At 51.1% G+C, this 25006-nt stretch carries 16 protein-coding genes and 1 pseudogene; 7 read left to right on the top strand and 10 right to left on the bottom strand.

What is annotated here, in order from left to right; translation table 11 throughout:
* The first annotated feature begins 11 nt into the window (after positions 1 to 11).
* Positions 12 to 701 carry a two-component system response regulator RppA gene (gene rppA, locus AC286M_RS34490; RefSeq protein ID WP_488208699.1) on the top strand — a complete coding sequence of 230 codons (690 nt, stop codon included), beginning with the start codon at positions 12 to 14 and terminating at the stop codon, positions 699 to 701.
* 417 nt (positions 702 to 1118) lie between these two features.
* On the opposite strand, the gene AC286M_RS34485 is transcribed toward rppA, so the two are convergent.
* The gene (locus AC286M_RS34485; RefSeq protein WP_488208698.1) at positions 1119 to 2639 is read right to left on the bottom strand and encodes a phytoene desaturase family protein; all 1521 of its coding nucleotides are present in this window, start codon (positions 2637 to 2639) and stop codon (positions 1119 to 1121) included.
* Between the two features lie 159 nt (positions 2640 to 2798).
* On the opposite strand from AC286M_RS34485, the gene AC286M_RS34480 reads away from it, so the two are divergent.
* Genes AC286M_RS34480 through AC286M_RS34465 form a run of 4 tightly spaced genes read left to right on the top strand, consistent with a single transcriptional unit; the run spans position 2799 to position 6403 of the window.
* A complete protein-coding gene (locus AC286M_RS34480) occupies positions 2799 to 4802 on the top strand; it encodes a hypothetical protein (protein ID WP_488208697.1) in 2004 nt (667 codons plus the stop codon).
* The gene (locus AC286M_RS34475) at positions 4715 to 5188 is read left to right on the top strand and encodes a hypothetical protein (RefSeq protein ID WP_488202633.1); all 474 of its coding nucleotides are present in this window, start codon (positions 4715 to 4717) and stop codon (positions 5186 to 5188) included. The genes AC286M_RS34480 and AC286M_RS34475 overlap by 88 nt, the downstream gene beginning before the upstream one ends.
* A 50-nt stretch (positions 5189 to 5238) precedes the next feature.
* Entirely contained in the window at positions 5239 to 5982 is a 744-nt protein-coding gene (locus AC286M_RS34470) for a hypothetical protein (protein ID WP_488202632.1), read from the top strand.
* Positions 5942 to 6403: a hypothetical protein gene (locus tag AC286M_RS34465; protein ID WP_488208696.1), complete on the top strand. Its 462-nt coding sequence runs from the start codon at positions 5942 to 5944 to the stop codon at positions 6401 to 6403. Before AC286M_RS34470 ends, AC286M_RS34465 begins: the two co-directional genes overlap by 41 nt.
* 15 nt (positions 6404 to 6418) lie before the next feature.
* On the opposite strand, the pseudogene AC286M_RS34460 reads toward AC286M_RS34465, so the two are convergent.
* Both AC286M_RS34460 and AC286M_RS34455 read right to left on the bottom strand, forming a co-directional pair.
* Positions 6419 to 7521 (bottom strand): annotated as a pseudogene (locus tag AC286M_RS34460) (ISAs1 family transposase).
* A 123-nt stretch (positions 7522 to 7644) separates the two neighbouring features.
* Positions 7645 to 7839: a DUF2283 domain-containing protein gene (locus tag AC286M_RS34455; RefSeq protein ID WP_488208695.1), complete on the bottom strand. Its 195-nt coding sequence runs from the start codon at positions 7837 to 7839 to the stop codon at positions 7645 to 7647.
* A 192-nt stretch (positions 7840 to 8031) separates the two neighbouring features.
* Here AC286M_RS34455 and AC286M_RS34450 point away from each other — a divergent pair, with 192 nt between their 5' ends.
* On the top strand, positions 8032 to 8676 hold the full coding sequence (locus AC286M_RS34450; RefSeq protein ID WP_488208694.1) for a hypothetical protein: 645 nt from the start codon (positions 8032 to 8034) through the stop codon (positions 8674 to 8676).
* Positions 8677 to 8714: 38 nt separating this feature from the next.
* Here AC286M_RS34450 and AC286M_RS34445 read toward each other — a convergent pair whose 3' ends face one another.
* From AC286M_RS34445 to AC286M_RS34430, 4 genes are all read right to left on the bottom strand, one after another.
* Entirely contained in the window at positions 8715 to 13034 is a 4320-nt protein-coding gene (locus AC286M_RS34445) for a PAS domain S-box protein (RefSeq protein ID WP_488208693.1), read from the bottom strand.
* A 655-nt stretch (positions 13035 to 13689) separates the two neighbouring features.
* A complete protein-coding gene (locus tag AC286M_RS34440) occupies positions 13690 to 17082 on the bottom strand; it encodes a PAS domain S-box protein (protein WP_488208692.1) in 3393 nt (1130 codons plus the stop codon).
* A gap of 446 nt (positions 17083 to 17528) precedes the next feature.
* On the bottom strand, positions 17529 to 18428 hold the full coding sequence (locus AC286M_RS34435; RefSeq protein WP_488208691.1) for a metal ABC transporter permease: 900 nt from the start codon (positions 18426 to 18428) through the stop codon (positions 17529 to 17531).
* A complete protein-coding gene (locus AC286M_RS34430) occupies positions 18404 to 19156 on the bottom strand; it encodes a metal ABC transporter ATP-binding protein (RefSeq protein ID WP_488208690.1) in 753 nt (250 codons plus the stop codon). Before AC286M_RS34430 ends, AC286M_RS34435 begins: the two co-directional genes overlap by 25 nt.
* A 468-nt stretch (positions 19157 to 19624) precedes the next feature.
* On the opposite strand from AC286M_RS34430, the gene AC286M_RS34425 reads away from it, so the two are divergent.
* Positions 19625 to 20686 (top strand): TIGR00341 family protein, encoded by a 1062-nt coding sequence (locus tag AC286M_RS34425; RefSeq protein WP_488208689.1) that lies wholly within the window; start codon positions 19625 to 19627, stop codon positions 20684 to 20686.
* A gap of 36 nt (positions 20687 to 20722) precedes the next feature.
* Here AC286M_RS34425 and AC286M_RS34420 read toward each other — a convergent pair whose 3' ends face one another.
* The 3 genes from AC286M_RS34420 to AC286M_RS34410 all read right to left on the bottom strand — a co-directional run bounded on the left by AC286M_RS34420 (position 20723) and on the right by AC286M_RS34410 (position 24836).
* Positions 20723 to 22537 carry an N-acetylmuramoyl-L-alanine amidase gene (locus AC286M_RS34420; protein WP_488208688.1) on the bottom strand — a complete coding sequence of 605 codons (1815 nt, stop codon included), beginning with the start codon at positions 22535 to 22537 and terminating at the stop codon, positions 20723 to 20725.
* Positions 22538 to 22763: 226 nt separating this feature from the next.
* On the bottom strand, positions 22764 to 23876 hold the full coding sequence (locus tag AC286M_RS34415; RefSeq protein ID WP_488208687.1) for a hemolysin family protein: 1113 nt from the start codon (positions 23874 to 23876) through the stop codon (positions 22764 to 22766).
* Between the two features lie 153 nt (positions 23877 to 24029).
* On the bottom strand, positions 24030 to 24836 hold the full coding sequence (locus AC286M_RS34410; protein WP_488208686.1) for a glutathione S-transferase family protein: 807 nt from the start codon (positions 24834 to 24836) through the stop codon (positions 24030 to 24032).
* Positions 24837 to 25006 lie beyond the last annotated feature (170 nt).

The following is a 25006-nucleotide window of genomic DNA, read 5'->3' as shown; positions in this document are numbered from 1 at the left end:
AAATTCCACCTATGCGAATTTTGCTGGTTGATGATGAAGTTGAGCTGACCGATCCGCTGAGCCGCTTGCTGCGGCAGGAGGGCTATCAGGTGGATATCAGTCACGATGGCGATCGCGGCAGTGAATTGGCTCAGGATCAGGAGTATGATTTGCTGATTTTGGACTGGATGCTGCCAGGGCAGTCGGGGTTGGAGATTTGCCAGGGGTTGCGATCGCAGGGTAATATCACGCCCGTTCTCTTCCTGACGGCAAAGGATACGGTGGATGATCGGGTGCTGGGGCTGGATGCGGGCGCGGATGATTATCTGGTGAAGCCGTTTGAGCTGCGGGAGCTACTGGCACGGGTGCGGGCGCTGTTGCGGCGTCCGCCAACGCTGGAGGCAGTTCGTCCGTCTGCTCGATTGAAGCTGGATGATTTGGAGCTGGATTTGGCGAATCAGGTGGCTTATCGGTGCGATCGCACGATTGAGCTATCGGAGAAGGAGGCGCAGCTACTGGAGTATTTCATGCGGCATCCCAATCAGTTGCTGACGCATCAGCAGATTCAGGAGCATTTGTGGGGGCAGCAGGCGCAGCCGAGTAGTAATGTGCTGGCGGCGCAGATTCGGCTTTTGCGGCGGAAGGTTGAGCAGAAGCAGGAGGCGGCGTTGATTCATACGGTGTATGGGAAGGGGTATCGGTTTGGTGTGGGGAGTGAGTAGTAGCGGTTTTCTTTTGGTTTTGTTTTTTGGGTTGGCTGTGGGGTTTTTGGGTTGGTTTTAGGTGTTGGAGGTTGGTTTTAGGTGTTGGAGGTTGGTTCTGAGGGGACTAGCCCCCTCAGGCTCCCCCACTGGTGCGTTCCGACGCCCCAGGCCCCCCCGGATGAGGTGATCGGTAAGTCGTGATAAGTCGCTTCGCTTTGCTGGGATGGATCGGAGGTTGCTTGTTATGACTTTCTTGGGTTTGGCGGAACGCCAAACCAGTAGACCCAACAGAATGCTGTTGATGCTCAACACGTTAGCTTTTTGGGAGGGGGGCTGGGAGACGCAACTGTCTCCCAGCGGGGGGTGTGGGCAAGCGCCCCCACTAAATGGATTTTGTCTCAACCAATCACGTTCAACCTACTCATCGCTTAATAATTAGTCCCAATGCTTGAGTAAATTCATCGTTTCCTCTGGTCTAACCAACGTATTTGCACACAAAATCCCGGAGGCGACGACGGCTGGGACGCCAATTCCGGGTATTGTGCTATCTCCAACGCGATATAAGTTTTGAATCGGAGTGTGGCAACTGGGAAACATGCCTTCTTTCGCGGGGATCGCTGGTCCATAGGTGCCCTGATGTCGTCGTAGAAAGCGAGCATGGGTGAGAGGTGAGCCAGTAAGTTCGAGAACAATGCGATCGCGGATATCAGGAATCACTTTTTCAACGGCGCGAAAGAGGGTAGATGTGCGATCGCGTTTTCGTTCTTCATAGGCTGCTCGATCGTTGCGTAGCTCTGGCCAACCCTCCCACGGTTCCAGCGTGTAGGCATGAACCACATGATGCCCGTCAGGTGCCAAGCTGGGATCGAGCACCGTCGGAATCGAAATCATGCAGGTATTGCCCGGTGTGGTGATGTCGCGATCATCGTGAACGACGACGTGATGAATGGCCAGATCTGATAAACCGTCTGCCTGAACGCCCAGATGGAGGTGCATAAAGCTTTCAATGGGCTGGGTTTGCAGCGACTGCTGGCGATAAGTGGTTGGTAACTGATCGGCCTGCAATAGTTTGGTATAGGTGTCCCAAATTGTGGCGTTGGAGATAACGGTTTTCGCCCGCAACTGCTCTCCATTCCGCAGTTCTACGCCAATGGCTTGATTGTTTTCAACCAAAATTCGCTCAACGTGGGTGCCCAACCGCAATTTGCCGTTGTAGCGCTCTAAACCTCGCACCAAGGCATCAATAATCGCACCGGAACCGCCTTTGGGATAGTCCACCACAGATTGCGATCGCTCTCCAAACATAAATGCCATTTCGGGGGCAACGGTATCTTTGGCCTTTAAGCCCGACAGCAAAAAGCACTCTACATCCAGCAGTCGCTGCACCCACGGATCGCGCACGGTGCGCTCGACTAAGTCACCAAAGGAGCCCTGAATTGCGCCGATATGCGGCAATAGCTTGAGCAACGCCAAAGGATAGCGGGTGAGCAACGTCAAGATCAATTGCCAGTCTGACCGTAAGGCCAGCGTCGGAATCCCCCGCAGCGCTTTGTAAATTGCCATCGTCTGCTGTTCAAGCCGTTCAAATTCTGCTGCGCCTTGGGGCGTAAACTGGGCGATGGCCTGCCGATATTTCTGGGCATCCCCATAAACGGGCAGCGTCCCGTCCGGGAAATGGTAGTAGCCGAGCGGATCGTAAGGAATGGCTTCAATCTCTTCCCCAAGGAGGTCTAACACCTGCCGCAGCGGATTGAGGGACTTGGCATCACCTAGCCCACAGTAAAACGAGGGGCCAGAATCAAAGACGAAACCCTGCCGCTCAAAGCTATGGGCCGCACCACCGGGAATGGTGTGGCTCTCGCAAACCATCACCCGCTGACCATACCGAGCGAGCAATGCGGCAGCGGTGAGTCCGCCTAAACCGCTACCAATCACAATTACATCCGTATCCTGCATGGAATCTCACTATGTGGGGCACAGCTTAGGATTTTATCTTGCTTGTTTGAAATGCTAAATGGTGTTTTTTTAGAGCAATATTCTATGAAGTGTGAAATTGCTCTGTAAGTGCTGGTTTACGCTACACTTACAGGCCTATAGAAATCTTGCACCAGTAGCATGGATATGCCGAATAAAGCTGAGGAACTAATTAAATTAGCAAAGGCTAAGTTTACAGATCTATCTATATCTGAAGGCGAATTACTTCAGAAAGTTGTTGATGGAGAAGCAGCAAACTACTCTACCTGGGAAATCCGTACTCTTCGTGCATCTTTAATTGCTTGGCTTTGCACAAATGGTAGCACCCGCCAGTTTATCACAAATCAAGGTGTCAATATTATTGGAGCAGCAATAGAAGATTCGCTCAATCTAAATTTTGCCACACTCGATTTCCCTCTAATATTCCGTCACTGCAATTTCCTTGAAACTGTTAGGCTTAATTATGCAAAGCTCGATTTTCTTGATTTATCCCACTCTAACATCACTTCAAATGAAGAATCTACAATAATAGAGACAAGTAAGTTCCAAGCCAATGAATTTATAGCTTTAGAAGCAATTAATATTCAAGTTAACGGATCAGTTATACTAAGCAATAGCAATATCGCTGGAGCAGTATGGTTAGAAGGAGCTACTATTAGTGGAAATCTGGTTTGTGAGAATGGAAGATTTGATAATCCTAAAGGAATAGCTATTGAGCTTAAAAACTCTGAGATTAAGGGTAGTGCCTTATTAGGTCTTTGTTTCCAAGCTTCTGGAACAGTTTCACTATACAACGCTTCTGTTGGGAGCCTTGAGTGCCAACAAGGAAGCTTCGAAGCTGAAAAATTAGCAATTTATGCACAAGAAGTTACAGTTAAAGGATCTGCTTTTTTCTGTAACCAGTTTGAAGTAACTGGAGAGCTAATATTAGCCGGGGCTAAAATAGGCGGCGATCTTGTTTGTACCGATGGCAAATTCAATAACACTAGAGGAAATGCATTAGATGCTTCAAGCATAGAAGTTAGAGGTTCAATTTTAATCTTTAGAAGTACATTCGTTGCATCTAAAATAGCCATTCTGCTAATTGGTGCCATAATCGATCGCGACTTCAAGTGCGATGGCGGAAAATTTTATGGCCACGAAGGTTGTTCAGTGCTCTTTGAAAGCGGCAGAATTGGAACTTCTGTTCAAATAAGGAACTGTGAATTTGAGGGTAGCGTTTGGATAGACAGTGCCAACATTAGAGGATCGTTTAGATGTGTTGGCAGTATATTTAATGGCTCTGGAGGATATGCACTTCTAGTTCAAAACACAAGCATTGATGGTTCTGTTACTCTTAAACAAGAGATTGAAACCAATCGAAAATTCAAAGCTATAGGAAAAGTTTCTTTGTCCGGAACTGCTATCAACGGAAATTTTGAGTGCGATGGCGGAACTTTTAATAACGAAAGAGGACATGCAATCTTACTTCAGGGAACAAAAGTCAATCGCTCAGTCATAATTCATGATTGTAGCATCATGGGTATATTTTCATTAATGAATGCCATAATTCACAATACTTTTGAATTTAATACAATCCGAGAATTGGATGAAATTATCCTTGATTTAAGGTTTGCCAAAATTCAAACACTTATTGATAATTCGAATAGTTGGCCACAGAAAAATCAGCTTTTTTTAGATGGATTGGTTTACGAAAAAATAAGCAGAAATTCTTCCTTTGATTACGACTCACGACTTAGATGGCTACGGCTTCAGCCTGTTGATGAGTATTCTTTTCAGCCTTACGAGCAAATTGCTAAGGTTTTTAAAGAAAGCGGGTATGAGGAGACAGCGAAGAAGATTCTAATTGCCAAGCAACAGGATCTTCGAAAATATGGAAGACTTAGTCGGCTCAGTTGGCTTAGTAACTATTTTTTAGAATATACTATTGCCTATGGATATAAACCCTTTCGCGTTTTATTCTGGATGGTTTGCTTCGTTGCAATAGGTTCTTTTCTAGTTCCACCCAAGTTTGTGTTGAGTAGAATTGAGGCAGAGAGTTCAGCAGGCCAAAGCCGATGGCTCAGCAACGACGCAAGCGTGGCACAGCAGGCGATAAAACGATTTGTCTGCCCATTGCAGACGACCTTGACTACGAGGTCTTAGTAGAAGACCGGGAAGCCTTTCGCCAGTATCTCAACGAGCAGATCGCATCCCACCCGGAACTGTTTCCCGACGGGATTGAGGCAGGCTATCGCTTTCACGGATGGGTCGAGTCCTCTCGTCAACAGCTCAAGACCCGGCGGATTTTGCTGCCGAGTACCGGAGAGGCTTATCAACTGCGTCCCGATTTGGTGATGCCGTACATGAGCGAGACGGCGGAGATGGCCGACAAAGCGCTCTATTTAAGAAAGCATGGCCTGTCGTATGAGGGGATTGCCTATGTGCTGGGCCGTTCTGAGATGCACTGGTATCGGCTCTGTCAGTCGTTCGGTCGAGCCTCGATTGTGGGCAGTACCCTCAAAAGGGAAACGGCGCTCCCCCCCATCTAGTTGCCGATGAGAAGCATTGTGATTGGCACGGGCAGCGAGTCTATCTGGCAGTGACAGCGGCGCAAGGGTGCGTCCTGGGAGCCAGTCTCAGTGCCAATGCGGGTCAGGATGGATTAACCGCAGCCTATGGGGTATTCCAGCAGGAAGCTGCCCATCATGTTCCCGACTATGCGCCCGAGACGGTGACGACTGATGGTTGGGAGGCCACCCGAGCCGCTTGGGAGGAGCTATTCCCTGGCCTGGTCTGGATTCTGTGCTTCCTGCATGAGGTGATTAAAATTCGCGATGGGTGCCGCTCTAAACCAGTCCTGGGTCAGCAACTAGCCGACAAGCTTTGGCATCTGTATCGGGGCCAGAGCAAACGTCACTTTGCTCAACGGTTGCGTCGGTTGCTGGAGTGGGTGAACACCCACGCGTTGCCCCAGGCCATTGACGCTCGCTTGCGACGCCTCAACGACAAATCTCACGTCTTCCAACGCGCCTTTGACTTCCCTGACGCCTATCGCACCAGCAATCAGGTTGACCGTCCGATGAACTATCTTGACCGCATCTTGTATGCCATGCAAGATTTTCATGGATTCTGGGACTCGGCGGAACAGTCGGTGCGCTCGATGGCCTTACTCTGGAACTTCCATCCCTTTTGTCGCAAGACTCGCAAAGCAATGGGCGGGTGCTTATGCCCCTTTGAGCAACTCAACGGCTTCCGCTATCACGACAACTGGGTTCGCAATTGGCTGATTGCCTCATCGTTGAATGGCAGAAGACCATTGCTCAGGAACGCTGACACAAAATAAGTTGGAACTAGGTTCTTTTCTGTTCGAAATAGGTTGTTCAGACTATCCGGAGTTAATCAGTCCCTCTAAAGTTCGTCCTTTTAATGACAACTCCTCTAGATTTGTAGAACTTTCTGAATACTATCCAAAATTTAATTCAATTATTTATTCTCTGGATACTTTTGTGCCAATTGTCAATCTTCATCAACAAGATTACTGGCTTCCTAATGCCAACCGAGAAAGGTTTATTGATATATGGCCGCCGCCACCTATTTGGTCTCCATCTAGGAGTGAACGTGTACAAATATTTTTGTTCAAGCTTAGACTCAAATTTAAAGGAACTTATCTACGCTATTATATGTGGTTTCACATCTTTTCAGGATGGGTTCTAACTTCGCTTGGAGTCGCTGGTTTGACTGGCCTTGTGCGTCGTCTTAATTAATCATTTCTGACAGGGCTATTGCATTCTAAATAGAGACTTGAGAGTGCTAAGTCCAAATCCAGCCCGGCGTTGAGCTTGAGCCATATTCTCAAAGCCATGATTGCGATATAAGTTCAGCGCAAAATTACGGGCCAGTGCCCAATTTTGCACCAGAGGAGGGGTTCGAATGCGGGAGGCATCTTCCCCTTGAGTCACATCTCGGACATAATGCACCTTGTTTTCTACGCCCCAATAGCCTCGGATGCGTTGAGCAAAGGCTTGGACACTCTCACAAAAGGAAGCCACGTAGTAACGGGTGTCGTGAGACACCTCAACGATGTCGGCTCGATGCACCTGGCGCTCGGATTGAACTCGAATCAGCGTCTGCAATCCCGGAAACTCGGGCATGTTATCCAGGATGTGACTCATGCTGATCGTTCGTTTTTCAATGCGACCATGCCCTTTGTTGAGCTGTTGGACGGTTTGCTGCGCCTGAAAATGAGTCGTTACGGCCTGGAGCAGCCCAGATTGGTTGCCTTTGAGTGCCCCCAGATAATGGTTGCCACTGCTGAGAATCACCTCAGCCGTTTTTTTTGAGTACTGATCGCATCAAAGGCAAACACCACTCCATTGAGCGCCAATTGTTCAATGAAGATGGGCAAGGCTGTGATTTCATTGGTTTTGGACTCCACCTCATAGGGCTCCAGGATGAGTCCTCGTTCCACAATGTAAGCGCTGACCAGCAGAATTGCTGGATGCGACTCGACCTGTGGGTCATCGCTGAGCGCTTCATAAGACCCCCGCACAACTTTGCCATCAGTCGCAATCGTTTCTCCAGGCTGAGGATGAACGCCGAAAAACCGAGATAAACAGGCGGCATACTCGTGATAATCCACCCGCAAGAGCGTTCGTCGAATGGTGCTGTAGGAGGGTAAACGGTCTTGAGGAGGCGAAAACAACGCCACTAATTCATCGTGATACGCCTTGAGCCAATCCCCGATCGCCAGAAATCCCCGATTCCCTGCCGCAACGGCCAAGGTGAATAGGGCTAAACATAAGGCTTGGCTATGTCGTTGTCCGGCTCGACGGCGGGTATCGGGTAAGTCGACAAAGGCTTCTACAATCGCAAGTTGAGTCATCTGAACCTGTAGATGAGCGTCAGCTTCGATCCCATATTAGGCTACTTGTTTAGAATGAAATAGCCCTGTCATTTCTGAGGTCACAACGTGTAAAAAATACGATCGCACTTTCTACTTCTCACTTCATGAGGCCAACAGCGCAGTAACTGTCTCATCCGACATCAAGCGCTTGAAATCTAGAATTTCCACTAAAACAAGCTTGTCATCAGGAGAATAGTGCAAAATCACTTGCCCCTCTTCCTCTGCATAAGCAATTGGCTCTTGGGATAGCTCAACTAGAAGCGCATCTACATCCTTGCTATAGCGAATCTTTTTCATAACTCGATGTGCTGACTTAGACGAATCTCTTTCATGATGAGAAATCAAGCTACCTCAATGTTAGCTTTCATCTGCGATCGCAGATCTGTAATCCGCCACTAGGATCTTGAAGTGCGATCGCAGAGATGAAAACAAAGCATTACTATAAAGCTATATATAGCTAATGCCAGTTCCGGTCTGGCGGGAGGAACTATGACAACTGCTGTTCATCCCAACATTCGTTGCATTCCAGCCACGACGAACAAAACGCTGCTGAGAATTTTCGGCACCCTAATGCCGTCGCTGCTGTTGTTAAAGCAAGCTCCTGACCAGTTTTGGTCACTGCGCCGAGCAATGAGCCAAACCCCTGATGAGGAGATTGCAGAATTCTTGCAGGCCAATACCGATGATGTTGGCCAAGCGGGGGATACGCTGGTGTTTGTGCATCGCTGGCCGTCAACGGAGTTTGACCCAGTGGTGTTTGCGAAGGCCAAAGTGTTCCTCGCCCAAATCACGCGCCTGGTACAGCAGGCAGGCTATGCGGCCACAGCGTTTGATCCGCTGTCACCAGGAATCAATCTGCCACAGCTAGCGGTCAGTGCTGGCCTGGGCGACTTCAGCCCCTACGGATTGCTAGTGCATCCCAAATTTGGCCCCAGGGTGATTTTGACGGCCCTGAAAACAGACTATCCCCTATCAGTCAAACCGCAATGGCCAGAGCAGCAGGGCTGCACCGACTGTCTAGTCTGCGCTCGGAAATGCCCTCAAGAGCCTTTGACAACTGGATTCGTCAAAATGAGCCACTGTAAAAGCTGTACCCGCTGTTTATCGGTTTGCCCCGTAGGTTTGAAGCATTGATCTGCACATAGTTATAGCTAAACCCCAACACCAACCTCCTAATCCACCACCTTCAGACGACTCTGCGCTAGTGAAAGAATCGCCTGCAGCAGTTGCTCTAGATTGACGGGTTTAGCAATGTGTTGCTGGTAGCCGCTGGCGAGGGCTTGTTGATAATCAACTTCGCGGGCATAGGCAGTAAGTGCGATCGCAGGTAGGTGTCCGCCCTGATCGACAGGTAAAGCGCGAATCTGGCGAATCAATTCGTAGCCATCCATCTCGGGCATCCCGATATCGCTGACGAGCAGTTCTGGTTGAAATACGGCCAGTGCCGACAAGGCTTCGGTGGCAGACGAAACGGCCTTAACCTCGGCTCCATACTGAATCAGCAGCGTCTCTACAAGCTCACTGGCATCGGGTTCATCGTCAACAACCAAAATCCGCATCCCAGCCAAATCGACATCGGCTTGAAGCAACCAAGCATCAGGCTGCTGCACAACAGATTCCGTTTTGAGTAGCGGCAAGCGCACCGTAAAAGTTGCGCCGAGTCCCTCACCCGCACTGTCGGCTGTAATCGTGCCGCCGTGGGCGTTAACGAGATATCGCACAATGGCTAAACCTAAGCCCAAGCCGCCGTACTGCCGCGTAGTTGAGGCATCTTCTTGACGGAATGATTCGAAAATATGGTTGAGAAAATCGGGCTTAATGCCTTTGCCCGTGTCGCGCACCGTAATTTGTGCCTGATCGCCAATTCGCTGGAGCTGGAGATCCACTTGTCCCTCGGAGGGGGTAAACTTAATCGCGTTCGAGAGCAGATTCCACAAAATCTGCTGGAGGCGCGTGTTGTCGCCGTAGACTTGACCCACATCGGCTACATCCACATTCAGCGTGATTGACTTGGCTTCTGCTGTTTTCCGCATCGTCTCAATTGCGCTTGCCACCACATTGGCTAGATTGAGCGGCACTTGATTCAGCTTCAGCTTGCCGCGCAGAATGCGGGCCACATCTAGCAGATCGTCAATGAGCTGAGTTTGCAGCTTAGCATTACGTTCAATAGTGGCTAAAGCTTGAGCTGTTTCGGCTGCATCGAACTTGCGCCGCTGCAGCAGTTTAGCCCAGCCCAAGATTGGGTTCAAGGGCGATCGCAACTCGTGGGAAAGCACGGTGAGAAACTCATCTTTGACGCGATTGGCTCGCTCGGCGGCCTCTCTGGCGGCCTGTTCCCGCTGGAGTAGCTCCTCCCGCTCATTTTCCGCCTGTTTGCGATCGTGAATGTCAAAACAGGAGCCGATATAGCCAAGAAATTCGCCGTCTGAGGTAAAGCGGGGTACCCCCACATCCAGAATCCAGCGGTATTCTCCATCGAAGCGTCTTAAGCGGTACTCCATTTCAAATGGACGACGAGCATCAAAGGCATTGTTATAAACATCCAAGCAGTATTTAAAATCATCGGGGTGAATGCCTTCTGTCCAGCCATTACCCATTTCTTGCTCTAGGGTGCGCCCAGTGAAGGTGAGCCAAGACTGATTGAAGTAGCTACAGAGCGTGTCTGTGTCCGATATCCAGACCAGCATAGGAGCCACGTCTGTCATCTGGCGGAAGCGGATTTCACTGTCGCGCAGAGCAGCTTCCACCTGCTTGCGGTCAGTAATGTTGAACACTGTACCGATAAACCGACGGGAGGTGCCGTCCGCATCAAAATAGGCTTGCCCTTTGGCTAAAACCCAGCGTTCAATGCCGTCTTGCAGACCAATTGTACGGAATTCAGCTTCATAATTTCCATCATTAGCTGGATCAAGAGAGCGTTGTACAATTTGCTCTACGCGATCGCGATCATCTGGATGTAGACCAGCGAAAAAGGTCTCAATACTGGTTTCAGCATCCGGCGACAGGCCAAACATCTGCTTACAGCAGTCATCCCAAAGCAGCTCATTAGTGCTTAAATTCCAATCCCAGGTACCGAGCTGAGCCGACTCCAGCGCCATCCGCAGCCGATCTTCACTCTGGCGCAGGGCGGCTTCGGCCTGTTTGCGATCGCTAATATCGCTGATCAAGGCCACGAAGCCTTCTACAGTTCCCTGACTGCTAAACCGGGGCACATAGGTGGCACTGACGTAGCGAATTTCACCATCTTTATTAACAAATTGAAGCTCGTAGGAAACCTCCTGTCCAGCTAGAACCTGCCTAACTTTGGGCCGAATTTTGTTGTAGGTTGCCTCTCCTAACACCTCACGGATATGCTTGCCATACATTTCCGTAGTCGGTTGACCAAACCAGTCCTCGTAACGGTTGTTATTAAAGCGAAAGCGCTGTTCGGCATCGACAAAGGAAATTAGAGCGGGGACAGTATCCGTAACAAGGCGTAGCTCGGCCTCCCGCTGCGCCAACGCATCCTCTGCCTGCTTGCGCTTAGTGATGTCGGTATTGGTGCCAAACCAGCGCAGAATGCTGCCGGCTTTGTCGCGAATCGGCAGGGCACGGGATAAAAACCAGCGGTAGATGCCGTCTTTACCGCGCAGAGGGAAGACATCTTCCCAAGGTTGCCCGGTTTGGATAGAGCAACGAAAAGACTCAACCACCCGATCCACATGATCCGGATGGTGCACCTGCTGCCAGCCCCAGCCCTGCATTTCTTCGAGGGTCGTGCCGGTGTAGTCAAACCAGCGCTGGTTATACCAGCAGATCCAGCCGCTCGCATCGGCCATCCAAGCAAACTGCGAGATATTATCGGCCAAGGTACGAAATCGGTCTTCACTTTCCTGGAGAGCCGCTTCCGTCTGTTTGCGATCGCTAATATCAAACAACACACCTGACGAACGAATGGCCTCACCATTATCGTCGTAGATAAAGTTGCCCAATCCCTCTAGCCAGGACATCTGGCCGTTATCGGCGCGAATTACCCGATATTCGACGCGAAATGAGCGGTGCTCTTGGCGAGACTGCTGCCACTCTTGGGACACTCGCTCCCGATCGTCTGGATGGATGCACTGGCTCCACATGGCTGACGATGCTTCTCCTGTAGGGGTTGGCTCATAGCCCAGCACCGTGAAGTGGAGATCGGACCAGATGGCTTGACCCGTGACCAAATCCACGTCCCAAGTCGCCATCTGCGCCCCTTCCACCGCGAGACGCAGCCGTTCTTCGTTCTTCCTTAGCTCAGTTGCAGTGCGCTTTACAGCTGAAATATCGACCGATGCGCCCGTAATGCCGATCACCCTGTTCTGATCGTCACGCAGTGGCTCAACCGTTAAGTCAAAGTAGTGATTGATGCCGTGTTGGGTGACTTTGACCTCTTGGCGGGCACCGACGCCGGTATCCAGCACCTGCTGTTTAATAGCCACAATAATTGCGGCATCATCTGCAGGCAGAAAATCGCGATCGCATTTGCCAACGACATCATCTGGCTTATACAGCGCCGGTTTATATAGCCAGGTGTATTTCAGGTCGCAATCTTGATTAAAGACGGTAACGGGTGCATTCTGTAGCGCAACACGCAGTCGTTCTTCCGCTTTGCGTAGGGCTTCTTCGGCTTGCTTGCGTTCGTGGATATCCCGAAAGAACAGGCCCAAGCCATCAGCCAAGGGATAAGCATGAATCTCATACCACCGCTGGCGAACTTTGTAGAAATAGTCAAAATGAAGCGGAGTTTGAGTTGCGATCGCATACTGATATCGCTCCTCCAGTTCATCTCTCGTATCCGACCAGACAGTCCAGTGTGATTGGCCAATCAGCACATCTGGAGCAACCTGATTAATGCGAGCGGCAGTCTGATTGATGTAGGTAATCCGCCAGTCCCGATCCAGTGCCACAAAGGCATCGGTCATGCTTTCCAAAATGCAGGAAATTCTCTGGTTGGCCTCCTGTAGCGCTTGCTCGGTCTGCTGATGCCGCGCCAGTTGATCCAACAGGGTGGCCTCTGGCGGCTTTTGCTCGTCAATCTCGGTTAGAGTCTCGGTTGGGGTCTCGGTTGGAGTATCAGTCGGAATATCGGTCGGAGTTGCGATCGCAGATTGCAGCGCAAGACAGAGCCGTTCAGCCGTCAATCGCTCCCGCACCAGATAGTCTGCGGCTCCGGCTTTGAGCAATTGGACAGCCGTTTCCACCGTATCGTCGCCCACCACCACAATCGGAGGGCAGAACTGACCCATCTGCTGCCGCATTTGGCTTAACGCCCTGAGCGGATCGATATCGACATCTAAAACAATGCCATCGATAACAATGCCATCGATCGACTGTGACTGGCCCAAAGCGGCAATCGAATCATTCCAGGACTGGGTCAGCAACCGAAACGAAGCGCTGGCAGCATCCTGCAACAACTGCTTGGATCGACTATCTCCCTGATTAGAGTTTTCGATAATCAGAACAGTCTGATTCTGCATAGACGGCTCCACTACTCAGAGAAAAAATTACACAGTAGGTTCCGTAGTTTGTAGCAACTCAGAACTTGGGCCGTGCCAGAGTAGTGTGCTGTGTCGTCAAACAGCCATCTGCGTCTACATCTAGTCCTGTTCACGTTCTGCAAAGCATTTTCCAACTACCATCTACTTGCTTTTATGGCAAAGCTATCTCACGTTTAATTCTGTCTTGAATTTATTAGTAAAATCCAAGCTTTTTATTCCTGAAAAGCTTTCGAATTAACTGTCATATTCCATTAGTCTTATCTTAATCTGTCTTAAATTTCCGAATCATTACCCGTTCTAAAAGCGGCTAAAACGTAACATTGAACACACCAATAGTCCAGCATTGAGTTGCTCTGAATCCGCTGCTTGTTCACTATGGGGACGCTACGATATGGCTACCTAAAACTGAATGGGTGAGTCAGATTTTCCCGCGCTTAAATTCTACGCACCGACAATAACGTACCAAATCTATCTAAAGACTTAGTCTAAAAATTGATCGTCCTCGATTGGTAACAACTATAGCCATAGTCATGTTGCTTGGGATGTTTTTGTGGCGTGGCTCCGCTACGCCACAAAAACATCGGTGCCCTAACAAAGTTGATTACAGCCATAACAGAGGATTATCACCCAAAACTTAACCGTGCGATCGCAGAATTTTGAATTCACTTTCCTGTCCGACATGGCGATGACAGAACGGTAATTGAATCTTGAAAATTGCCTGATTGGGGGGATTTTCCAGCGTAATCGTGCCATCGAGGCGCTCAATCAGCTTTTTCACCAGTGCCAACCCCAGCCCGGTGCCGCCGTGTTTCCAGGGGTCGCCATTGGGAATACGGTAAAACTTATCAAAAATGCGATCGCGCTCTGCATCGGGAATCGTGATGCCCGTATTCATCACCCGAATTATCACCTGTGTGGCCTCAGCTTGGGCAGCAATCTGGATTGTCTCGCCGGGTGACGTGTACTTACAGGCATTGTGCAACAGCTCAGTAATCGCTCGCTCCAGGTAGGACAAATCCGTCACGATGGTTGGCAAACTGGCTGGCAAATCCAGCAGCAGCAGCTGCTGTTGCTGGCGCGTACGCTGTAGAAATGGTTCTGCAATATGGGACAGCCACAGATGCAGCTCAATCGGCATTAGCTCCAGCGGTTCGACCTCAGCTTCCAAACGGGACAAATCCAGCAAATCGTTAATCAGCGAGATTTCGCGATTGCATTCAGACTGCAAAATCTGCAGATAAGTCGAAATCGGATGCGACGGAGCAAACTGGAGCCCCAGTTTCTCAAAGGTAATTTCGAGCATCTGGACGGCCATCTGGATGCTGGACATGGGCGTGCGCAACTCATGCGACACCGTGCTGAGAAAGTCATCCTTGAGCTGATTCAGGCGGGCCAATTCATCCACTTGGGCCTGAGCCGCCTGATAAAGTCGCGCCTGCCGGACTGCGATCGCGCATTGGTTGGCCACCTGTTCGACCAAGCGCACTTCCATTTCACTAAAGTAATCATCCGCCGCCCGATACAGCCACAAGTCGCCAATGACGCCCTGATCATCAATCAGCGGACAGGCCAACGCCGTACAGGGTTGCTCAAAAGGCCGCAGTAAATTGCGCTCCGGCAGCCAGCAAATTTGCAGTGACTGGCCCCGCAGCAGCTGGCAATAAACATCAGGAAAGCTTGCCATTGGACAAACGATACTGTCGAGGGGCGTGAATGTGCTGTCAGCATCGACATATTCGTAGGCAATGATCGACGTTTGGGTTTCCAGGTCGTAGCGACCCGAATCGCAGCTCAGCGCCCCCAAACCATGCACCAGCTCTTGCACCACCGTATTGAGAATTTGCGGTTCATTTAGGGAATCGCGCACCCGGTCAGTAATCCGTTTCAGCAGCGCCTCAAAGTGCATGGCCTGCTGGAGTTGAGCCGTGCGGTTTTGCACCTGCTGCTCCAGGGTGACGTTGAGCTGGTGAACCTGCTGATATAGTTCTGACTGCTGAATTGCGATCGCAAGTTGAGCGGCAATCGTCTGAGCCAGTTCAATATCAAAGCTTGACCACTGCACCTGCATCTGCGATCGCATCAGAGTGAGGCTGCCCCAAGTAGAATCGCCCAATCGAATGGGCACAATCAGCCAGCCGCCCGGAAACTGCTGGGCCATTGATGAGTGATGGCTGAAATCGTCTGCCGCCAAATCGCCGCCAAGCGCCATTCCGTCCGGAGAACGACTGTCCAGCTTGATTAGTTGCCCTTGCTTAATCTGAGCAGCAAACGGATCATAAGCATCTGGAATCTCCATCCCCACAGCCGCTGGGGACTTAGGGTCTGAATCGATTCGCTGATACGCTTCCACCACTCGCCACACGGCCTGATCAGAGTCGTAATGCACCACTTTGACCCAGTCCAGCTCCAGAAATCGGCCCACTTCCCGCACGGCAGTCGCGAAAATATCAGCTAGATTGAGCGAGTTCCGAATTGCATAAACAAGCTGATTGAGAGCACGTTCTCGCTTAGCCTGCTGAATCAGCAGTTCCTCAGCCTGTTTGCGATCGCTAATATCTTGAATGGCCCCCACCAAGCGATGAATGCTGCCCCGACCATCTGTAAAAAAGCGGCAGTTATCTTCCACCCAAATGTAATAGCCCTGGCGATGTCGCAAGCGATAGTCCAGATGCAGCATGGTTCCCTGCTGACAGCATTGCTCGGTTTCCTGCCGAATTCGCTGGCGATCGTCGGGATGAACCAGTTGGAGCCATCCTGCAAACGTGGTCGGCATTTCCACATTGAGATAGCCCAAAATCCGTTCCGTATTGACACCATAGACGGCCACATCAGCCGCTAAATCCCATTCGTAAAGAATTTGGCCACTGGCTTGACTGGCAGCCTCGTACCGACTGCGCCAGGTATTGAGATCGTGCAGATAAGCCTGCCGCATTGCCTCAGCCTGAATTCGCTCATGAATATCTTCTACGATGCCCAGAACGGAGATCGGCTGCCCCTGCTTATCCCGAATGAGCGAGGCCGTGAGCCGCGTCCAGACACTGTGACCATTCGCTCGCAGAAACCGCTTTTCCAGCGAGAAATGGTTCATTTCACCCGCTAACATCCGCTGCACCAGCGCCTCATCTGCAGGTAAATCCTCTGGATGCGTCACCGTTTGAAATCCCGTCTGCAGGAGTTCGGCTTCTGTATAACCCGTCAGCTCACACAGTTTTTGATTGACCTTTTGATATTGCCCAGCCATATCAACCAGAGCAAATCCCACGCCCGCCTGTTCAAACATGGCCTGTAAGCTGGCTTGTTGCTGCTGTAGCTGCTGTTCCGCCTGTTTGCGATCGCGAATATCCTGAACCACACCCAGCGGACTATAGTGACCATCCGGTAGCTGCACCGCCATCACCGTAACCTCAACCCAAATGTAGTGGCCGTCCCTGTGGCGATAGCGCTTTTCTAAACGGTAGGCGGGCTGGGGCTGATGAATATGCTGCTGAACAATCGTGTAGTTGCGATCGCAATCATCGGGATGAGTGATGTCATAGAACGTCATCGCCATTAGCTGCTCGCGACTGTAGCCCAACAGGTTGCAAAAGGCTCGGTTCACAAAGACATACTGGCCCGTCCGTAGGTTGGCCTGCGCGCAGCCAATGGTGAACTGGTCGAGAAAGTTATATAGATCCTGAACGAGTGGTTTGGGTGAGGCTGGGTCGGGGAGGGAGAGGGAAGAAGAGAGGGTTGAGGGGGAAGAAGTTGATGGGGGTTGAGGGGTTAATAGTGAAGCAGGGGTTGAGGGTAGGGAAGTTGATGGTGGAAGAGTTGATAGGGAAGCAGGAGAATTGGGAGAGTTGGCAGAGAGTTGTCTGTGTGCGTCTGCCAGTTCTGCTTTCAGCCGTTGGTTTTCGGCCTGGAGTGCCGCAAGGACAGACTGCAAGTCAGAGTCATTCTGATCGCCATGAGATGAATCACACGAGGTCTGATTAGACGCAAATTCGGGTGTGGTTTGGTGATGCACCTTGCCAGGCACGTCGGTCATACGATTCTCTCCAGGCGGCTCAGTCGTCAGTTCATCAGCGGTGTTTAGCTAGATGGGTTATCAAATCCTAATTTTAAGGGGACAAAATACTTGCAGGTATCTCGCAATAAATATTCCAATTCCCCAGCCCCGGATTTCGGATGGTTTCACATCCGCTAGCCAAATCCGTTTGCGAATTTATTAGGAATTTTCTAACCGGATGTCGCACCAGACAGTTGACGGCTGAATGACTTAAACCTTAGGATTCCTCAAATGCAGCAAAACGTAACGTTTAGCTTGCGACTGGCTGTGACCATTATTGCTATCAGGGACGTCTCTAGCAGTAGTCCTATTGGTTAGGACGTTGGGAACCCCTTCAAACGGTCTAATCATTTGAACCGTTTGAACGTTGGACTGCGTCACTGTCTCAAGCCCAGTGGCGACGGCGATATTGGGACATTTTTCAGCTACGTCTGCTGCTTAAACAACCGTTGAAACCACTGCTGCACATGCTGTACCCGGTCAGGCCGAGTCAAAATACCTTGTGTGGGGCTGAGCAATAGTGCGGCTATGAATAATACAAACGCAACAAGCGCGATCGCAGGCCCAGACGGTAAATCCAAAAAGTAGCTCAGATAGAGTCCTGTGACGCAATCTGTGATGCCCAGCCCAGCCCCCACAATCATCATCCAGTGCAGCTTGCGCACCAGCAGATAAGCGGTGATGGCGGGGCCAACCAGTAGCGCGATGACCAAAATTACGCCCACAATCTGCATACTGGTAATAATCGCCAGCGTAATCCCGGCCATTAAGCCCAAATCCAACAGCTTGACCGGCAATCCCATCGCCTCAGCCCCAAGTGGGTCAAAGGTGTAAAACAGCAGTGGACGGTAGCACAGCGTCACAATGCTGACCAAAAAGAGTGTCACGATGGCGGTCGCGATGACATCTGACGGCAGCACGCTGAGAATATCGCCAAACAATAGCCCTTCTAGATCGATCCGCGCATTGAGAACGGAAATGAGCAAAATGCCCAGACCGAAAAAGCTGGAGAAAGTCAGCGCCATCGCCGCATCGATTTTGACGCGGGACTGGGTACGAATCCAACTCGTGACAAAGGTGCTGACAAAGCCGGACGCGAAGGCTCCAACTGATAGGGGAACATTTAGCGTATATGCGATCGCAACTCCCGGCAGCACCGCGTGGGCAATAACATCGCCCAACAGCGCCATTCGCTGCACAATCAGGTAAGTGCCCATGACCGGACACAGAATACCAATTAGAACGCCCACCATCAGAGCGTTCCGAATAAACTCATACCCAAATGGCTCTAGCAGCAGCGTTAACAAAACAGCATCGATTCCCAATCAGCCGCATCCGCAGATGACGCGGACATGTCTCGACCGAAGGCGCGCCGAATATTATCAAACGTCATGACCGTCTGTGGCACATCGTCGGCCAGCAACCGTTGATTCAGCAGCAGCAGCCGATCATAGTGATTGAGCGCCTGCCCCCACTCGTGGCTCGATACTAACAGGGTCTTACCTTCCGTCTTTAAAGCCGCAAACACATCCAGCACAATCTGTTCAGTGCGCTTATCGACGCCCGCCAGCGGTTCATCCAGCAGCAGCACGCTGGCATCTTGGGCAATCGCCCGAGCCAAAAAGACCCGCTGCTGTTGCCCACCGGATAATTCGCCAATTTGCCGTTCCGCCAAATCCGCCATTTCCACCCGATCGAGAGCAGCCATTGCTCGCTGTTGGGATTGGGCACTCGGCCACTGGAACCAGCCCTGCCGTGCCGCACAGGCCATCATCACCACCTGCTGCGCCGTGATGGGGTAATCCCAATCAATCTGCGATCGCTGAGGCACATAGGCAATGTGCGATCGCAGTTTTTGCAGCGACTGTCCATTTAGCAAAATCCGCCCCTGATGCACAGGAATCAAGCCCAGCATTGCCTTGAGCAGTGAACTTTTACCTGCTCCATTTGGCCCAATCAAGCCCACCAACTCGCCTGCATGAAGCGTGAGGTCGATATTGTCGAGGGCTTTGACGGCTCGGTAGTAGATAGATAGGCTTTGAACCTCAAGCATAGGACTCAGGTGAGGCAAGAAATGAATGATAATCGTTCTCAAATCATAGCAAACCTCATCCATCATGCAAGGTATACAACAATAAGATTTACGGTTGGATAGGATGTTGAAATCCGCTATGAACTGCATGGCACAATCGCGCAGGAAGCTTTCTCGGCTGTCCTATCTCACGCAACGCACCTAATCAGTCAATCACCCAACTCTTAACCATCAACCAGCCAACTGTCAACCAACCACTATTCGACTAACGCTTACCTCCTATCAAGACTTCGTGTTTGCAGGTTAACGCTTGGCATCGAGATATCTCTCTGACTGAGGACGGAAGTGACAGGCATAAGTTTTCTGCCGACAATGTTCAAGCGTTCATGTCTAAGCAATGCTGATGCCATTAATGCCATTTGATCCATATCATTTGAGCCAGGAGACTGCGATAATTTCAGGCATCTTCTCAAACCGATGGATATGGCAATGGCAAAACGACGATCGCTGCTGAGGTTTGCAGCTCGGCTCCGTCGATTTCGGCGCAACTTCTGGAAAAGCAACAGCGGAGACTGGCGTTGGCTGGCCGAAAAGCCAGTCACCATTGCCGCGCTGAACAAAATTCTGTGGCGGGAGTCGGTGCCCTCCCTCAGCTTTTTTGTCATGCTCTCCCTGTCGGGCGTGATTTCGACGCTGGGATTACTGGCAGGCAGCACAGCCACTGTAATTGGCGCAATGATTATTGCGCCGCTCATGGGGCCAATTATTGGCATGGCCTATGCGCTGGCGATTGCCAATCGTCGCTTGTTTAAGCGAGCCGCATTGACGCTGTTGGCAGGTACGCTCGCAACCATCATCAGTGCCACTGTCATCACCTGGTTAATTGGCTTACGGACTCTCAATCCCGAAATTACCGCCCGTACCCAGCCAACCCTGATTGATTTAGGGGTGGCGCTAGCCGCTGGTGCCGCCGGAGCATTTGCTAAATCACGGCGTCACGTTGCAGATTCCTTTCCTGGAGTTGCGATCGCAGTTGCGCTGGTGCCTCCTTTGAGTGTCATCGGCATTGGCATTGCGTTTGGTGATCTGGACGTGTTGATAGGAGCCAGCCTGTTATTTCTCACCAACCTCACAGCCATCATCTTTAGCGGCATTATGGTTTGCTTGTGGCAGCGCTATGGCTCATTGGCGCGAGCCCAGAGTGGCTTAACCGCCTCCCTGCTGGTTCTGGGAATTCTCGGCGTTCCGCTGGGCTTTTCGTTGAATAATCTGCTGGTCAATGCCAACGTTCGCCAACAGGTACTGCAAATTATCCAAGATCAGCTTTCGCCAGTGGAGCAAGCCGAAATTGCATCATTGACAGTGCGATCTCAATCCGGTCAGCTCCTGATCCAGATGGAACTTATGGCTCCCCCCAACTCAGTTTCAGATCTGCAAATTCAGACAGTTCACAATCAAATTAGCAAAGAACTCCAAACTGAAGTGGACTTACAAGTTCAAATTGTGCCCACCCGCAAAGTTCGGATTCCGGCTTCCCCTGCACAAGGCTGACCCTCGCTGAGTGCTCAGTCCTCAACACTCACTCAGCTACTGAGCCGCAACTGAGGTAGTTTCCACCCAAGCCACAATGCCATCTGCCAGGGCTGCCGCCAGTTCTGCTTGGGCATCGGGGTCAGTAATCCACTCGAACTCAGTGGGATTGATCATAAATCCCAGCTCTAGCAGCACTGATGGCGCTACCGCAGGACGGGTCAGCGCCAGGTTGTTCCAGTACACGCCGTAGGATTCCCGCCCCAGTTGCTCGACCAGATAATTGTGCAGAAAGGCCGCTAAATCGTGCGCCTGGGCGTGATACCAGAATGTGCTGATGCCAGCCGTATTTAAAGCATCGCCGTTATCCGGCAGCGCATTGTAGTGAACGCTGAGCGCCAAATCTGGCTCAATCTGCTCAATCATATCGACCCGATCCTGAGGATATAGATCCTCGTCGCCTTCACGGGTCAGATACACCGTTGCGCCCCGCGCTTCTAGCTCATCCCGCAACAGCTTTGATACGATTAGCGTCACATCCTTCTCGGGATAGCCTGTTGGCCCCCGTGCCCCTAAATCATTGGCACTCCCATGTCCCGGATCGAGCAGAATGGACAGACCCGTCAGGGGCGTATTGATATCAAACAGCGAATCGGTAACGGTCGCGGGCGGATGCTTCAGCGACAAAATTAAGCTGGTATCGTCGTAGCGCAGTTTGTAGCCCCACTGCTGATCGCCGCGAAACTGAAACGTGTAGCTCGGTGCTGCCGTTGTGCCGGGTTGCCAGTCCATCCGCAAAACAGCAGGATCTTCGCTGAAGTAGATCGTATCCGTTTGAGCTGTGGTATTGTGCAGCGTCAGCGTCAATGTGAGATCGCGCTGATCGACGGTGACGGGTACAGGCGTTTGCAGCGGAAAAATCACTTCTGTCCAGCCAGGAATCTGGCGTGATGTAATGCTGCGAATGATGGAGCGGGGCGGCACGGTACTGGGTGACACCTGGGTTTCACTGGCTCGAATCCAGGCTCCATAGTCCAACCGTAGCCATTCGCCGTCCCGTCCCGTTACGGCAGCACGAGTACCTTGAGGCAATGGGGTCAAGCGCGAAAAGTCCGTCCCAGGCCCAGTCCGTGCGACGCCTTGTGGAACGGTGACTTCGGCTACTTCAAACTGGCTAAGAGACAACAGTTCCACGGAGCCTGCGCTGGATTGCGTTGTCGTCTCACCATTGATTGCCAGCTGATAAACGGGTGCGCCCAAATTGACGGGTAATGCCGCCGATGCCGATGGGTTGGATACGCTGGTCGTGCGATCGCGCAGGAACGTCTCGCCCGTTGTACAGCCCCGGTAGCGATCTGAAACGGGTATCTGCTGTGGCGCATTGGTTTGGGTCAAAACCGCATAGTTGGGAGGTAGTTCCGTAATTTGTGACTCGGCCATCAACGGCAGCGTTGTTTGTCCCAGTTGAACGGATACGGTGGCGTTAGCAGGTGCGATCGCATCAAAACAAATCAAATCCTCTGGCCGTCGCGCGATATCCACATTGGGATACAAAGAATCGGCCAAAAAATTTGTCCCCTCCGGCACTGGCGGCACGGTTGATAAACGAGTGACCATCAGCGTCAGCGTCTCCTCATCCTGAGTTAGAGTAAACGTGTTCTCACCAATTTCCAGGGGAAAGCTGGGCGCAAAATGGCCATCGGCACTGCGATTTTCAATCACTTGACCGTTGACCCGCACCTCCATCTCTGGGTCAGCAGTGCCAATTAGGAAAATTTGATCCGCTACCGTTTCATGATTCTCCGGCGGATAGGCAACAAATAAGGCCCCATCAGCCCATGCGACGGTTTGCAGGCTGATGGTTCCCACCATGCTCAACGATACGCATCCTAGAACTGGCCAACCCAAACGGAGACTCATAATCCTTGACTCGCTGATCGATTGCTGTGATGCCCATCATGCAGGAATTTGGTTTTCTTGGCTAGAGATCAGCTTATTAGACTTTATTGGAAATAAAGTTTTTGGGGTTGGAAATTGTTTTGTAGCGCGGCGGAGCCGCGCTACAAAACAATTTCCGATAAGGTCTATTGTCTTGGGCTTATTGTCTTGCCGGACGGCGGCTCCGGTAGCGCTCGGCTCGCGGTGGGATATCGCTCTCGTCGTAGATCTCACCCACTAACTCTTCGAGAATATCCTCTAGCGTCACCAGCCCCACTGTGCCGCCATATTCATCTACCACAATTGCCAAATGCAGCCGCTGCTGGAGCATTTCCTTCAAGAGGGAAGCAACCCGCTTCGTTTCGGGTACATAGACAGGTGCATCCATTGCTAGAGTGACGGAACCGTCATGCTGTTCTTCCTGACGCAGCTGCTGCAGGCGCTGGAGCGCATTTTTCAGGTGAACGACCCCCACAATCTGATCCTTGGATTCCTCCTGCACTGGAATTCGAGAATAGCCTGTTTCCAAACATAAATTAATCAAGTCTTGCAGCGTCGCATCATAGGCAATCGTCCGCATATCAATACGGGGCTTGACTACATCCTTCGCCGTCAGCCGATCGAGCATCAGCGCTTTGCTCAACAGCTGATGCTTATCGAGTGATAGCTGACCTTTGCCACTCAAAATCTCGATCATCAACTGTAAATCTTTCACCGATTCGCCCTGCTGGGTGACATTGCCTTGAAATATCCGAATCGCGGTTTGAGCGATCGTTTCCAGCAGATAGATAATGCCAAACGACGACAGAAAGCGAGAAAACCAGTAAATGGGCCGCACCGCTGTCTTGAAGAAGGGCATCACATTGTTGATCGCTAGGGATTTTGGCGTAATTTCCCCAAAGATCAGCAGCAAAACGGTGACAAAGGCGGTTGCGATCCCCAATCCCGCGCTGCCGAACCAAATGGCGAACAAGTTACTGGTCAGAATCGCTGAAAAGTTATTGACCAGGTTGTTGCCAATTAGCAGTGTGGTAATAAACCGAGCGCGGTTATTCAGCACCAGCGAAAATAGTCCTTGTGGATCGCCCTGCTCCCGGATTAATGCCCGTAGTTTGAGATTATCGAGGGCGGTAATAGCCGTTTCCGAACCGGAGAAAAAGCCGGACAGCACGAGCATCAGCACAAGCACTGCGATGTCGAGCCAAACATCGCCCAGCAGCGGAGCCATGTCAGCAGTAGCAGCAGATGGTGACTGGAGAAGAACAGAACTCACAGATGCTAGAGGCGAATAGAACGAGGGATCAGTTTTAATGGTAGGCAATTAGAGAGTAAAAAAACGGAATATAGATGCCAAAGCAGGAAGTTTGTTGTCGTCTTTCGGGGACAAACTTCCTGCTTGAGCGCTAGCTTGTGGGTAGCAACGGATTTAGTCAATATCGATGCGGGTAGGGCCGCTGCTGGCAGCCGTTTTAGTGGATGTGGCTGAGGGCATGGTGATGCTGCGATAGTCGGCATAAATGCGATCGCGCCATTCCCAAAAGGGCTGATAGGCCGGATCGTCGATCAAACCCGGTACGCCTTGGCCTTTCAGAGATGTGGGAATATCAAGATAGCTGCCCGTGGGGAATTTGAGGTACATGCTCAAACCGGCAACCGCAAAATCAGCCAGTGTTGGCGCATCTCCCAGCAGAAACGGCTGATCGACCAGCAGAGTGCTGAGCACTTCCAGATCCTGACGCAGTCCGTCAATCGCTTCCTTGACTGCATCCGGGCCAAAGCCAACGCCTGTGCCGAGAACGCTCAGCATATCGCCCGGTACAGCTCCCACTAAGTCTTTCAAGAAGCCGGGCGTGGAATTAGGTAACACAGCTTTGCGGAAGGCTGAATTTTTACTGAAGGTGCCAATTAGTGCCGTGCGGCCCTTCAGACCGATAGATTCATCGGCCCACTCTTCCATCATCAGGCACAGGGCTTTTTGCTTCGGATCGGTCGGAATCAGGGGTCTGCTGGGATAGGTTCGCTCCAGATATTTTGCGATCGCAGTGGAATCGCCAATCACGGTTTTATCGTCTTTAATCACGGGCACCTGTCGCTGTCCCGACATCCGATAGAGGTCGAGCTGCCCCACCCCTGGTGTCACCTCGATCTTTTTATAGGCTAGTTCCTTGTAATCCAATATCAACCGCACTTTTTCGCTGTAGTGCGACATCTCAAATTGATATAGCTCGATCATGCGTTGCTGCTCCACATTTTGACCAGGATTAAGTAGCTGCACATAAATCTAAAAGCTGGGGGAGTGCTCCGCCGGAGCGCTCCCCCAGCTTTTAGATTTCTTTGAATTTCTTTATTTATGCCAACCTACTTATTCACGAATGCATTAGCACTGTAGCGTTTTGCGGCTGA

The organism is Thainema salinarum CENA647 (assembly GCF_057732415.1).
This window is presented reverse-complemented; position numbering and strand designations above follow the sequence as displayed.

What these genes read in the sequence shown, in the direction of transcription:
- rppA (WP_488208699.1), top strand. Translation starts at nt 12, where the DNA reads ATGCGAATTTTGCTGGTTGATGATGAAGTTGAGCTGACCGATCCGCTG.
- AC286M_RS34485 (WP_488208698.1), bottom strand. Translation starts at nt 2,639, where the DNA reads ATGCAGGATACGGATGTAATTGTGATTGGTAGCGGTTTAGGCGGACTC.
- AC286M_RS34480 (WP_488208697.1), top strand. Translation starts at nt 2,799, where the DNA reads ATGGATATGCCGAATAAAGCTGAGGAACTAATTAAATTAGCAAAGGCT.
- AC286M_RS34475 (WP_488202633.1), top strand. Translation starts at nt 4,715, where the DNA reads ATGGCTCAGCAACGACGCAAGCGTGGCACAGCAGGCGATAAAACGATT.
- AC286M_RS34465 (WP_488208696.1), top strand. Translation starts at nt 5,942, where the DNA reads ATGGCAGAAGACCATTGCTCAGGAACGCTGACACAAAATAAGTTGGAA.
- AC286M_RS34455 (WP_488208695.1), bottom strand. Translation starts at nt 7,839, where the DNA reads ATGAAAAAGATTCGCTATAGCAAGGATGTAGATGCGCTTCTAGTTGAG.
- AC286M_RS34450 (WP_488208694.1), top strand. Translation starts at nt 8,032, where the DNA reads ATGACAACTGCTGTTCATCCCAACATTCGTTGCATTCCAGCCACGACG.
- AC286M_RS34445 (WP_488208693.1), bottom strand. Translation starts at nt 13,034, where the DNA reads ATGCAGAATCAGACTGTTCTGATTATCGAAAACTCTAATCAGGGAGAT.
- AC286M_RS34440 (WP_488208692.1), bottom strand. Translation starts at nt 17,082, where the DNA reads ATGACCGACGTGCCTGGCAAGGTGCATCACCAAACCACACCCGAATTT.
- AC286M_RS34430 (WP_488208690.1), bottom strand. Translation starts at nt 19,156, where the DNA reads ATGCTTGAGGTTCAAAGCCTATCTATCTACTACCGAGCCGTCAAAGCC.
- AC286M_RS34425 (WP_488208689.1), top strand. Translation starts at nt 19,625, where the DNA reads ATGGCAAAACGACGATCGCTGCTGAGGTTTGCAGCTCGGCTCCGTCGA.
- AC286M_RS34420 (WP_488208688.1), bottom strand. Translation starts at nt 22,537, where the DNA reads ATGGTGGGAACCATCAGCCTGCAAACCGTCGCATGGGCTGATGGGGCC.
- AC286M_RS34410 (WP_488208686.1), bottom strand. Translation starts at nt 24,836, where the DNA reads ATGATCGAGCTATATCAATTTGAGATGTCGCACTACAGCGAAAAAGTG.